Origin of the sequence: Microbacterium bovistercoris, assembly GCF_003387575.1 — a bacterium.
Taxonomy (GTDB): domain Bacteria; phylum Actinomycetota; class Actinomycetes; order Actinomycetales; family Microbacteriaceae; genus Microbacterium; species Microbacterium bovistercoris.
Genome location: NZ_QUAB01000036.1, coordinates 34871 through 44676, shown reverse-complemented (window position 1 = coordinate 44676; position 9806 = coordinate 34871). Strand labels below are relative to the sequence as shown.

Here is a 9806-nt window from a genome sequence, read left to right as displayed (position 1 = left end):
GCAAGCACCCGGTTCATCGTTCGACTTGCATGTGTTAAGCACGCCGCCAGCGTTCATCCTGAGCCAGGATCAAACTCTCCGTAAAAAACGATTGCCAACCAACCAGCCGGAAAAAGACCAGAAGGCAGCGAGTTCAATCATGACCAAAAAACGAACATCATTGCTGACATTCAAATAAATTGATCCAAAGGAATCTCACCCTGACAAAGTCAGGGACGAGGTTATTTGGCATTTGACAAGTGCACGCTGTTGAGTTCTCAAGGATCGGACGCGTCTGAAGTCGGGCCTCGCGACCGTCTCAACAGAGCTATTGATCTCTTCCATCCTCCGCGGCACATGGCCGCTCACCCGGAGGTGAGGTGGAGGTGGTGTGTCCGCCGCTTGGAGGGGAGCTGGGCCTTCCGGCCTTTCGCTCAACCGCTTGGGGCGAACAAGTAATAATTTACGTGGATCCGGCCGTTCTGGCAAATCGGGCCCCTCATCCCGGGCGTGTCGCGCTCGCAGCGCCCGCCCGATACAGGTCCCGGAGGCCGGCCACACCGTCCCGGTCGTAGGCGAGCAGCTGTCGCTGCGCGCCTGTTCCATCCGTTCGGATCCCGTCGAGGTGGTCCCGCACGAAGTCCTCCTCGCCGAGTTCGCGGAGGACGGGTCCGATCGCCTCGAGCAGGCGGTCGGTGATACTCCAGACGCTGTCGACATCGCCCGTCATCGGGTCGATCACCCGAGCATCCGTGCCGTCCCGAGCGGCCATCCACAGCGACGCATCGATGCCGTCGAGTTCTGCCGCCGGCGGCACGGCGGTGTCGCCGCCGAGCGCGATCGCCCGCGTCAGCGATACCGCGAAGACCGTGTCGGCGGGTGTCAGCTGCGCATCGAACACGCGCATCTCGACGGTGGGGAATCGTGCCGACAGCCGCACCGCCCACGCGAGCGAGGAGGCGTCCGGGATGGCGCGCAGCGCCACCAGGCGCTCGGTCTTGGCGCGATAGTCGTCGTAGTCGTGGAAGCGGGGCGGGCACCACGACGACGGGAGGCGGCGGATCAGGATGCTGCGCCAGCTCTTGAAGCCCGAGGGCACCCCATGGGCGAACGGTGCGTTCCCGGTCAGGGCGAGCAGGAGCGGCAGCCATCCGCGCAGCCGGTTCAGCGTGCGCACGCGCTCCTCGTCATCACCCGATTCGACATGCACGTGCAGCCCGTTGACCTCGTGCTCGCGGGTGATCTCCGCGAGCTGGTCGGCCACCTCGTGGTAGTGCGAGGAAGGAGAGACGGCGAGCCCTCCTGGCGAGATGAACGGCGTCCCCGTCGAGGCGGCCACGGCTCCATGCTGCGCGGCGTACTCACCGAGCAGCCCGCGGAGGCGGCGCAGATCCGCCTCCGCCTCCGCGAGCGTGCTGAGCGGGTCGGTGACGCACTCGAACTGACAGGTCAGATACTCCGGCATCACCTCGCCGCTGACGCTCCGGTCGGTGATGCGCTCTCTCGTGCCCGGCCCCATTCCCAGCGGGACGAGGGTCCGGTCATCGAGCAGCACGAACTCCTCCTCGATGCCGATCCGAGCCACCCCGACCTCCGATCCCCGGCCGCTCAGTCGCGGTCGGTCATCTTCCTGGTCGCGTCCTTGGCGTGCTCCCCGGCATCCTTCGCCGCATCCTTCACGGCGTCGCCGGCCTGCTTCGCATCCGCCTTGACCTGATCCATCTTCCCCTCGGCCTCGAGCTTCTCGTTGCCGGTGAGCTTGCCCGCGCCCTCCTTGACCTTGCCGGCCATCTCCTCCGCGGTGTGCTTCATCTTGTCTGCAGCGCTCATGTCTGCTCCTCTCCTGTTGTCAGGCTTTGTTGACTTCTTCGCCCGGCCCGGGCTCGTCGCCCGGGACGGTGTAATCGGGACGTCGGGGCTGCGGAGGCTGATCGGAGAGCTCGCCGCCCTCCCGTCCGCCGTACGGGCGGCCGTGATCGGCGTACTCCTCACGCATGAAGACCAGCGTCCAGTCCGCGATCGTGAACCTGGCTCCGGTGCGCAGGATCTCGGTGCGAGAGTCACCTTCCGTGAGGGCGTTCATCTCGCCCTCGCCGTGCAGGGTCAGCACGTACTCGTCGCGATCGTCGTGAAGGATCGTCGCGTGCACCGTATCCGCTCCCTCGAGGACGAGATCGTTGCCCGGCGCCGAGCCGATGCGCGTCTCGTCCAGCGAGAGCGGATGCTCCAGCCGGGTGTCCTCGCGCGTCACTCGCAGGCGCGGATCGCCCGCGCCCCATTCGGCGTGGGTCGTGGTGGCATTCGCCGGTCGCCGGCTCATGTCCCGTGCCATCGCCTCTTCATCGCCACGCATGTCGCCCTCCTCGCTCATCGCGAGATCTGCTCGACGGTCTCCCCGGTCTGCTGAGGAGCCATCGCACGGGCGATGTCGGCCTGGGCGATGATGCCCACGAGCACGTGATCCTCGATCACCGGCACGCGGCGCACCTGGTGCTCCTCCATCACCTCGAGGGCCCGGTGCACGTCGTCCTCGGAGTCGACCATGTACGGTCGCCCCTCGGCGAGCACGCCGGCCGCGGTCTGTGCGGGGTCGTGTCCGTTCGCGATCGCCTTGACGACGATGTCGCGATCGGTGAGCATGCCCTTCAGCTTTCCGTCCTCCCCGCAGATCGGCAGCGCGCCGATCTCCAGGTCCGCCATGAGCCGTGCGGCGGTCGCGAGCGTGTCGTTCTCGCCGATGCACCGCGCGCCCGGAGTCATGATGTCCTTCGTCAGGGTCTCCTTCATCAGAGTCATCCGCTTCTCCTTTCCTGTGAAGCACCGACGGTACGGAAGGAGCGCACCCCGGTGCAGGGGGTTGACAGCGAGGGCCGCGATCGTCAACCCCCTTCGTCCCCGGCGGCGGTCGCACCACCCTCGAGCAGAGGAGGTTCGGATGGCGGACAGGGACGCGATGGGGCCCGCAGTGGTCTTCTGGCTGTGGATGACGGTGACGGCCGGCGGCCTCGTCGCCATGATCGTGATCGTGATCGGAGGCGGGTGAACATGCCCCGGCTGCTGCGCGACAACGCTCTCGGACTGTTCTTCCTACTGCTGTTCCTGCTGGCGATCGCCGGACAGTCGATGGCGGGCTACTTCCGGCAGCTCGAGGAGCTGGCGGAGCACGGCCGCCCCGCCGTCGACTACCTCGGCTTCATCCTCTCGCCCGACTTCGTCGTGGACGTCGCCGAGAACTGGCAGTCCGAGTTCCTGCAGTTCTTCCTGTTCATCGGGGCGACGGTGTGGTTGGTGCAGCGCGGATCGCCGGAGTCGAAGAAGCCGGGCGACGAGGGCCCCGGTGACGACGCCACGCAACTGGTCGGTGCGCATGCGCCCCACGACGCGCCCGCGTGGGCGAAGGCCGGAGGGTGGCGAAGAGCGCTGTACGGCAACTCCCTGCTGATCGTGATGGGCACGGTGTTCGCACTGTCCTGGCTGATCCAGTCCCTGGCCGGCACCATCGTCGCCGGCGAGGAGAGCACGATGCACGGGATGCCCGCACCGACCTGGGCGGAGTACATCGTCTCCGCGGACTTCTGGGATCGCACACTGCAGAACTGGCAGTCGGAGTTCCTCGCCGTCGGCACCATGGTGGCGTTCTCGATCTACCTGCGGCAGCGCGGATCGGCGGAGTCGAAACCGGTCGGGATGCCGCACACGGTGTCGGCTGCGGAGTCGGAGTGAGCTGCTCCGTCAGTTGTCGTGCTGCCTGTTCCCGCCCAGCCAGCCGCGCCGGCGGAACAGCCAGGCCAGCGCCATGTCCGCGATCATCGTGCCGGCCAGCACCACGGACCAGCCGAAAGGCACGTCCAGCAGGGGCATGTCCTTGAAGTTCATGCCGTACAGGCCGGCGACGACGGTGGGCAGGGCGAGCAGCGCCGCCACCGCCGCGATGGTGCGCATGTCGCGGTTCTGCCTCGACGACACGTTGCTCTCGTGACTGGAGACCACGGCATCTAGCGCCATGCGCTGCGTGGAGAGCAGATCCGCAAGTGCTGCCAGGTCGCCGCGCGCGCGGCGGAAGTACGGGCGGAGCGTCTCGTCTTGCTTCAGGAGCTCTTCGAGCTGGTCGGCATCGTCCTCGAACCCGCGCATGAACGCAGAAGCGGCGCGGTCGACATGACTGATGCGGCGACGCAGGCGGTAGATGCGCTCGTAGTCCTCTTCGACGGTCGCGTCGAACACCTCGGCCTCGACGTCGTCGAGTTCGTGCTCGATGCTCGTCGCCGAATCCTCGTAGTCGCGGATGATCGCGGCGAGGATGCGGTACGCGGCGCGCAGCGGCGTGGTGCACGACGGCTCGCCGTCATCCTCGACCAGCGACTGGAGTGGCCGAACGTCCTGCCCTTGCGTGTACTGGATCGACAGCAGCCACGGGTCCCCCACGAGCAGCACCGTCTCGGCGGGGCGGCGGACCACGGCATCGGGATCGAGGTCCCAGGCCACAACGAGGAACTGCTCGTCGAGCAGCACGAGTTTCGGGGGCTGCCCGCTCCGCACCGCGTCCTCGCGCAGCACCGGGTGCACGCGGAAACGTGACAGCGCCTCATCCAGTTCGCGCTGGCCGGGATCGACCAGTGCCACCCAGTCGAAGCTGTCCTCCTCGTGTGCCGCCGGCCTCATCGCTCGATCATCAGGGATGCCTGCGACGACCGGACAGGGGGTTGACTGCGGGCAGCGGGTCGCTGACAAGCCCCGCGCGGCCTACTCCGGCGGAGTCATGTCCTCCGGGACCATGGTGATGCCGCCGCTGCTGTTCGCGGAATGCGCCATCGCCGTGATCCACTCCGCGTGCAGCTCAGGCGGTTCGGGCTCATCGAAGACGAAGCGCAGCGGAATGGACGGGTGCAGCCAGATCGTCGACCGGCCGGGCTCATCGCCCTCCGGGTGCTGCCACGAGAGCGTGAAGCTCTCGTTGCGGCGCAGTTTGGTCGCAATGACGACCTTGAGATGCGCGAGCGCACGATCCTCGATCTGAATCGGTTCGGCGCCTCCGCCGTAGTAAAGAAGCCCCATGACGCCTAACCTAGGCCCTGACTGCGCATACTGCACAACGGTCCGGGCGAAGGAGATGTCGATGGGCAAATTCATCTACGAAGGCGGCGTCAAGACCGAGATCGAGGACCGGGCGCTGCTGCACCTGCAGCTCGTGATCACGGCGAAGCTGCGGCGCGGCGAGCCGTTCCCGTTCAGCTGGCGCGAGGACGCCAGTGTCGGCGGCGGCCGGGTCACCGTGTGGGTGCACCCGGGCAGTTCCCTGGTGTTCAAGTTCTACGGCAGCCGGCAGCCGGCGATCAATCGCGGATGGGTCGAGGCGCTCGCCTTCACGGCCAACTCGCCCGGCGGGCTCTATCTCGTCCCGGAGCCGCCGGATGCGGGTGACGGGCCGACGACGGAGGAACTGCGGATCGGCGCGCCCGAGGAGTGAAGCCGACCGGCGTCAGGCTCGACGGTTACGGGTTCCGCTGGCTCCTGTGGGAGCGCCCCTCCTCGAGCTGATCGCTCCCGGGTTCCTCCGGGGGTGGAGCCTTCGACGGGTCGATCCGGTGCCGCTCGCGCCTCCGCTCCTTCACGTCGTCCGGCTCATCATCCTCCCGGCCCGAGTCGAGCAGTTCGTCGTCCACCGCATCCTGCTGCTCGGGAGGCGGGTCCTCCGAGCCGTCGTCGGGGGCCTGTGGCTTCACGTAATCAGGGGTGAGCCCCTGATCGCCGACGCCGCTCATTCTTCGTCCTCGTCCCAGAGCGGGTCGTCCAGCGCCTCTTCGCGGAGACCGTCGTCACGAAGCTCCTCCTCGTCGAGCTGGTCCTCGAGGTCCTGCTCGACGGATCCGAGACCGACCAGCGGGTCGGCAGACGGCCGGTCCTCCCTGGGTGCATCGAATGGATCGGACATGATGCTCCTCCTTTCCGTCGTGGCCGACCAGTGTGCGCTCGCGTGGGGCGTCGACGCGTCCCCGTTGACATCCGGGCTCGGGGCGCCTACGAGGTGGTGCGCGCATCGTCAACCCCCTGGGGCGAGCGCCTCACGCATGCGACGGTCGTCCCGACCGCAGAGCAGTGAGGAGCAGATGATGAGCGAGAGCAACGCCACCGACCCGCGCCACGCGCACCGCGAGGAGCCGGCTCCCCCGCAACAGCAGGAGCAGCCGGGAAAGACGTCGAGGACCGAGCCGGAGCCCGACCACGGCGCGGAGCACTACGTGGGTCATGGCAGACTCAGCGGACGCCGAGCGCTGATCACCGGAGGGGATTCCGGCATCGGCAGGGCCGTCGCGATCGCCTACGCCCGAGAGGGTGCGGACGTCGCGATCGTGCACATGCCGGAGGAGCAGAAGGATGCTGATGACACGGTGCGACTCATCCGCGCCGAGGGGCGGCTCGCGATCAGCATCGCCGGCGATCTGCGGGACGAGGCGTTCGCGATCGACGCCGTGCAGCGGGCGCTCGAAGAACTGAACGGCCTCGACATCCTCGTCCTCAACGCGGCCTACCAGCACGACATCGACGGGTTCGCGGAACTGCGCACCGAGGACATGAGGCGGGTGTTCGAGACGAACCTGCTCGGAACCGTCGTTCCCGCGCGCACTGCCTTCCCCGCACTCGAGCCGGGGGCGAGCATCATCGTGACCGCGTCGATCCAGGCGTTCCAGCCCTCGCCGGGGCTGATCGACTACGCGATGACGAAGGCGGCCCAGGTCGCCTTCGTGAAGGCTCTCGCCGAGGAGGCCGGTCCGCGCGGCATCCGGGTCAACGCCGTCGCTCCGGGACCGGTGTGGACCCCGTTGATCCCCGCGACGGGGTGGGATGCCGAGAGGCTGGCGAGCTTCGGGCAGGACACCCCGCTCGGGCGTCCTGCGCAGCCGGCTGAGCTGGCCGGCGCCTACGTCTATCTGGCATCCGACGAGGCGACCTACGTCTCGGGAGCCGTGCTCGCCGTGACGGGCGGCAAACCGCTGTGACCCGCCGTGACACGACCTAGCGCCTGGGTCCGGACCGAGTCAACCCCGGTACGCGAAGGAGGGCGACGTGCTTATGGTCGCCGCGACGCGAACGGAGGACGACATGAACAAGGCGCAGATCATCAGGGCCGATGTCGTGGTGGAGAAGCCGGCGGGATACGTCTTCGAGCAGTGGGCCGACCTGGAGGGGCTCCCCCGCTTCCTCCCGATGGTCGACAGCATCGAGAAGACGGCACAGGACCGGTCGCACTGGGTGGTGCACATCGCCGGTGTGCGCCGCGAGTTCGACGCGCAGATGACGCAGTTCACGCGCGACGAGGAGATCTCCTGGGTCGCCACCGGCGACCTGAAGCACTCCGGAACCGTGCGCTTCCTCCCCCAGGGGGCCGAGCGCACCCGTGTCGACGTCGAGCTCTCCTGGGTGCCGGAGAACCTGCTCGAGAAGGCCGGGGCGGCGATGAACTTCGACGAGAGCATGATCGAAAGCGATCTGCTCAGGTTCAAGCGGATGCTGGAGAGCGACGACGGCACCGATCCCCTCCAGGGCATCTCGCCCCTGGTGTTCCCGTGAACGGGCAGCCGGGGAGCATCCTGAACGGCGAGGATGCCTCTGCGCGACCCCGATGGGAGGTCACGGCGATCGACGGCACGAGGTGGCGCATCCGTGACGGCGTCTGCCGCACGAACGATGCCGCCTGCCTCGTCGCCTACATCGAACGCGACGTCCTCGGACTGTACGACGTGCTGTGGCTGCGCAACCCCTGCCCTGCGCGGACCAGATACCGCGACATCGCGCACGTGCTGGCCGATCTCGACGGCGTCGCCGGCGACGCCCCGCCGCCGCGGACGCGGCGGTCGGAGGCGCCCAACAGGATCGCGCACCTTTCGCCGCGGGAGTGACCATGCGGCCGGTCCGCCGGCCTTCTCGAGACGAGGTCGGATGCGGCTGAGAAGAGTGAGCCCCGATGAGCCGGGGCTGCGCCGGGTGCGCCGCGGCAACGGTTTCGAGTATCGGGATGCCGGTGGGGCGCACATCGACGACGAGCAGCAGCGCGCCCGCATCCGTGCCCTCGCCATCCCTCCGGCCTGGGCCGATGTGTGGATCTGCACCGCGCCGAACGGGCATCTGCAGGCCACGGGCGTGGACGACGCCGGGCGCACGCAGTACCTCTACCACCCGGAGTGGCGCGCGCGGGCCGATGCCGAGAAGTTCGACAGGATGCTGCTGCTGGCGCAGGCCCTTCCGGCGGCCCGTCGCGGCGTCACCAGGGATCTGCGCACCGAGGGCACCGGACGCCGAGCGGTGATCGCGGCCGCGTTCCGCATGCTCGACGCGGCGCTGCTGCGCATCGGCTCCGAGCAGTACGCGCGCGAGCACGGCAGCATCGGCCTGTCGACGCTGCGCTGCGCGCACGCAACCGTGTCCGGGGACGTGGTCTCGCTGCGCTTTCCGGGCAAGAGCGGTCAGCCCTGGGAATCCGAGATCGCGGATGCCGACCTCGCCGCGCTCGTCCGAGAACTGCGGCGCAGGCGGACGCCGGCGTCGCGCCTGCTGGCCTGGGAGGAGGACGGCTCCTGGCATCCGCTGCGGGCCGCCGAGATCAACGACGACGTGCGCGCCCGCACCGGCGGCGACTTCACCGCGAAGGACTTCCGCACGCTGCACGCCACCGTCATCGCCGCGTCGAGCATCGCTCGCGCGGGCACACGCGGATCGCGGTCGGCCCGCAGCCGCGTGATCGCACAGGCGGTGCGGGATGTCGCCGCGGCACTGGGCAACACCCCCGCCGTGGCACGCGGCAGTTACGTCGATCCGCGGGTGTTCGACCTCTACGAACGCGGCATCGTCGTCGAGGTCGGATCAGGCCGCGGGGTCGAAGGACAGCTCGTCGACCTGCTCGGCGACTGAGGTCACTGCGGGGTACGGTTCTCGGCGCTGACCATCCAGGCGAACTGCTCGAGCTGCTCCAGGACCACGTGCAGGATGTCGGCCGTGGTCGGATCCTCCTCATCGACGGAGTCGTGCATGTCGCGCGCCGTCGACGCGGCGGCTTCCAGTCGTTCGGTGATCAGATCGATCGTCTCGGTCGTGCTGACCTCTCCCTGCGGGAACGCCGGCAGCGACGTCGTCTCCGACACCGTACGGCTGCGCCCGTCAGGGAGCGCATGCAGTGCCCGCATCCGCTCCGCCACCGTGTCCGCGAGCGTGCGAGCCGCGGCGACGATCTCGTCCAGCTGCAGATGCGTGTCGCGGAAGTTCGTCCCCACGACGTTCCAGTGCGCCTGTTTTCCCTGGAACTGCAGTTCCAGCAGATCGACCAGCACTCGCTGGAGGCTCTCGGTCAGCTTCGCCGACGCGCGGAATCCGCTCTCGGCGTTCTGCTTGCTCGTGCGCTGCTTGTTCGTGCGCTGCTTGTTCGTGCCCTGCGCCATGTTGTGCTCCCGTCGGTCAGTGATTGCGGAGCATGGAGATCAGCTCCGCCTTGCGCTTGCCGGAGTACCCCGTGATCCCGAGTTCCTTGGCTCTGGCTCGCAACTCGTCGACGGTGCGATCGTCGTAGTCCTCCGCCTTCCCTCCGCGCTTTCCGACGGACTTCCGTCCGTCACGGGCGGCGGCATTCGAGATGCGGGCCGCCTTCTCCTTGGATGCGCCGTCGTCGCGGAGCTCCTCGTAGAGCTCCGGGTCCTTCAGGCTGTTCGAACCGCGTCCGCGTGGCATGATGCCCCCTCGTCCTCGATGTTCCTGTGGCTCGCCAGCATGCTCGGCCGCCGTAGACGGCCGTAAGGGGGTTGACAGGCGCATGTCCACCCCTGAACAGCGCTCGTTCG

16 protein-coding genes and 1 rRNA gene are annotated in these 9806 nt (G+C 68.1%); 6 read left to right on the top strand and 11 right to left on the bottom strand.

The window, feature by feature from the left end; genetic code table 11:
- The 5 genes from DY023_RS06795 to DY023_RS06775 form a co-directional block, all read right to left on the bottom strand.
- A 16S ribosomal RNA gene (locus tag DY023_RS06795) occupies positions 1 to 85 on the bottom strand; the annotation flags it as partial.
- Positions 86 to 478: 393 nt separating this feature from the next.
- Positions 479 to 1564 carry a carboxylate-amine ligase gene (locus DY023_RS06790; protein ID WP_116241587.1) on the bottom strand — a complete coding sequence of 362 codons (1086 nt, stop codon included), beginning with the start codon at positions 1562 to 1564 and terminating at the stop codon, positions 479 to 481.
- A gap of 23 nt (positions 1565 to 1587) precedes the next feature.
- Positions 1588 to 1809 carry a CsbD family protein gene (locus tag DY023_RS06785; RefSeq protein ID WP_116241586.1) on the bottom strand — a complete coding sequence of 74 codons (222 nt, stop codon included), beginning with the start codon at positions 1807 to 1809 and terminating at the stop codon, positions 1588 to 1590.
- A 19-nt stretch (positions 1810 to 1828) separates the two neighbouring features.
- Complete coding sequence (locus DY023_RS06780; protein ID WP_245958622.1) at positions 1829 to 2332, bottom strand: FHA domain-containing protein; 504 nt, start codon at positions 2330 to 2332, stop codon at positions 1829 to 1831.
- 14 nt (positions 2333 to 2346) lie between these two features.
- Positions 2347 to 2775: a CBS domain-containing protein gene (locus DY023_RS06775; protein WP_245958621.1), complete on the bottom strand. Its 429-nt coding sequence runs from the start codon at positions 2773 to 2775 to the stop codon at positions 2347 to 2349.
- A 249-nt stretch (positions 2776 to 3024) separates the two neighbouring features.
- Here DY023_RS06775 and DY023_RS06770 point away from each other — a divergent pair, with 249 nt between their 5' ends.
- Positions 3025 to 3702 carry a DUF6766 family protein gene (locus DY023_RS06770; RefSeq protein ID WP_116241585.1) on the top strand — a complete coding sequence of 226 codons (678 nt, stop codon included), beginning with the start codon at positions 3025 to 3027 and terminating at the stop codon, positions 3700 to 3702.
- Between the two features lie 9 nt (positions 3703 to 3711).
- Here DY023_RS06770 and DY023_RS06765 read toward each other — a convergent pair whose 3' ends face one another.
- Both DY023_RS06765 and DY023_RS06760 read right to left on the bottom strand, forming a co-directional pair.
- Entirely contained in the window at positions 3712 to 4641 is a 930-nt protein-coding gene (locus DY023_RS06765; RefSeq protein WP_116241584.1) for a CorA family divalent cation transporter, read from the bottom strand.
- Between the two features lie 81 nt (positions 4642 to 4722).
- Positions 4723 to 5034, bottom strand: coding sequence for a DUF7882 family protein (locus DY023_RS06760; RefSeq protein ID WP_116241583.1), 312 nt, complete (start codon positions 5032 to 5034; stop codon positions 4723 to 4725).
- A 61-nt stretch (positions 5035 to 5095) separates the two neighbouring features.
- Here DY023_RS06760 and DY023_RS06755 point away from each other — a divergent pair, with 61 nt between their 5' ends.
- Positions 5096 to 5446 (top strand): DUF7882 family protein, encoded by a 351-nt coding sequence (locus tag DY023_RS06755; RefSeq protein WP_116241582.1) that lies wholly within the window; start codon positions 5096 to 5098, stop codon positions 5444 to 5446.
- 25 nt (positions 5447 to 5471) lie between these two features.
- Here the strand turns inward: DY023_RS06755 and DY023_RS06750 are convergent, their stop codons facing one another.
- Together DY023_RS06750 and DY023_RS17955 are read right to left on the bottom strand one after the other, a co-directional pair.
- Positions 5472 to 5741 (bottom strand): hypothetical protein, encoded by a 270-nt coding sequence (locus DY023_RS06750; RefSeq protein WP_116241581.1) that lies wholly within the window; start codon positions 5739 to 5741, stop codon positions 5472 to 5474.
- The gene (locus tag DY023_RS17955) at positions 5738 to 5911 is read right to left on the bottom strand and encodes a hypothetical protein (RefSeq protein WP_181905749.1); all 174 of its coding nucleotides are present in this window, start codon (positions 5909 to 5911) and stop codon (positions 5738 to 5740) included. The genes DY023_RS06750 and DY023_RS17955 overlap by 4 nt, the downstream gene beginning before the upstream one ends.
- A 178-nt stretch (positions 5912 to 6089) precedes the next feature.
- On the opposite strand from DY023_RS17955, the gene DY023_RS06745 reads away from it, so the two are divergent.
- From DY023_RS06745 to DY023_RS06730, 4 genes are all read left to right on the top strand, one after another.
- Positions 6090 to 6977, top strand: coding sequence for an SDR family oxidoreductase (locus DY023_RS06745; protein WP_116241580.1), 888 nt, complete (start codon positions 6090 to 6092; stop codon positions 6975 to 6977).
- A gap of 73 nt (positions 6978 to 7050) precedes the next feature.
- Positions 7051 to 7548, top strand: coding sequence for an SRPBCC family protein (locus tag DY023_RS06740; RefSeq protein WP_116241579.1), 498 nt, complete (start codon positions 7051 to 7053; stop codon positions 7546 to 7548).
- Positions 7545 to 7877 carry a hypothetical protein gene (locus DY023_RS06735; RefSeq protein ID WP_116241578.1) on the top strand — a complete coding sequence of 111 codons (333 nt, stop codon included), beginning with the start codon at positions 7545 to 7547 and terminating at the stop codon, positions 7875 to 7877. The genes DY023_RS06740 and DY023_RS06735 overlap by 4 nt, the downstream gene beginning before the upstream one ends.
- A 40-nt stretch (positions 7878 to 7917) precedes the next feature.
- Positions 7918 to 8886, top strand: coding sequence for a DNA topoisomerase IB (locus DY023_RS06730; RefSeq protein WP_116241577.1), 969 nt, complete (start codon positions 7918 to 7920; stop codon positions 8884 to 8886).
- Between the two features lie 2 nt (positions 8887 to 8888).
- On the opposite strand, the gene DY023_RS06725 is transcribed toward DY023_RS06730, so the two are convergent.
- Together DY023_RS06725 and DY023_RS06720 are read right to left on the bottom strand one after the other, a co-directional pair.
- Complete coding sequence (locus DY023_RS06725; protein ID WP_116241576.1) at positions 8889 to 9410, bottom strand: Dps family protein; 522 nt, start codon at positions 9408 to 9410, stop codon at positions 8889 to 8891.
- Positions 9411 to 9426: 16 nt separating this feature from the next.
- Entirely contained in the window at positions 9427 to 9696 is a 270-nt protein-coding gene (locus DY023_RS06720; RefSeq protein ID WP_116241575.1) for a DUF7218 family protein, read from the bottom strand.
- Positions 9697 to 9806: the final 110 nt, after the last annotated feature.

Coding starts and splice junctions, on each gene's coding strand:
- DY023_RS06785 (WP_116241586.1), bottom strand. CDS start 1,809: ATGAGCGCTGCAGACAAGATGAAGCACACCGCGGAGGAGATGGCCGGC.
- DY023_RS06780 (WP_245958622.1), bottom strand. CDS start 2,332: ATGCGTGGCGATGAAGAGGCGATGGCACGGGACATGAGCCGGCGACCG.
- DY023_RS06775 (WP_245958621.1), bottom strand. CDS start 2,775: ATGACTCTGATGAAGGAGACCCTGACGAAGGACATCATGACTCCGGGC.
- DY023_RS06770 (WP_116241585.1), top strand. CDS start 3,025: ATGCCCCGGCTGCTGCGCGACAACGCTCTCGGACTGTTCTTCCTACTG.
- DY023_RS06765 (WP_116241584.1), bottom strand. CDS start 4,641: ATGAGGCCGGCGGCACACGAGGAGGACAGCTTCGACTGGGTGGCACTG.
- DY023_RS06760 (WP_116241583.1), bottom strand. CDS start 5,034: ATGGGGCTTCTTTACTACGGCGGAGGCGCCGAACCGATTCAGATCGAG.
- DY023_RS06755 (WP_116241582.1), top strand. CDS start 5,096: ATGGGCAAATTCATCTACGAAGGCGGCGTCAAGACCGAGATCGAGGAC.
- DY023_RS06750 (WP_116241581.1), bottom strand. CDS start 5,741: ATGAGCGGCGTCGGCGATCAGGGGCTCACCCCTGATTACGTGAAGCCA.
- DY023_RS17955 (WP_181905749.1), bottom strand. CDS start 5,911: ATGTCCGATCCATTCGATGCACCCAGGGAGGACCGGCCGTCTGCCGAC.
- DY023_RS06745 (WP_116241580.1), top strand. CDS start 6,090: ATGAGCGAGAGCAACGCCACCGACCCGCGCCACGCGCACCGCGAGGAG.
- DY023_RS06740 (WP_116241579.1), top strand. CDS start 7,051: ATGGTCGCCGCGACGCGAACGGAGGACGACATGAACAAGGCGCAGATC.
- DY023_RS06730 (WP_116241577.1), top strand. CDS start 7,918: ATGCGGCTGAGAAGAGTGAGCCCCGATGAGCCGGGGCTGCGCCGGGTG.
- DY023_RS06725 (WP_116241576.1), bottom strand. CDS start 9,410: ATGGCGCAGGGCACGAACAAGCAGCGCACGAACAAGCAGCGCACGAGC.
- DY023_RS06720 (WP_116241575.1), bottom strand. CDS start 9,696: ATGCCACGCGGACGCGGTTCGAACAGCCTGAAGGACCCGGAGCTCTAC.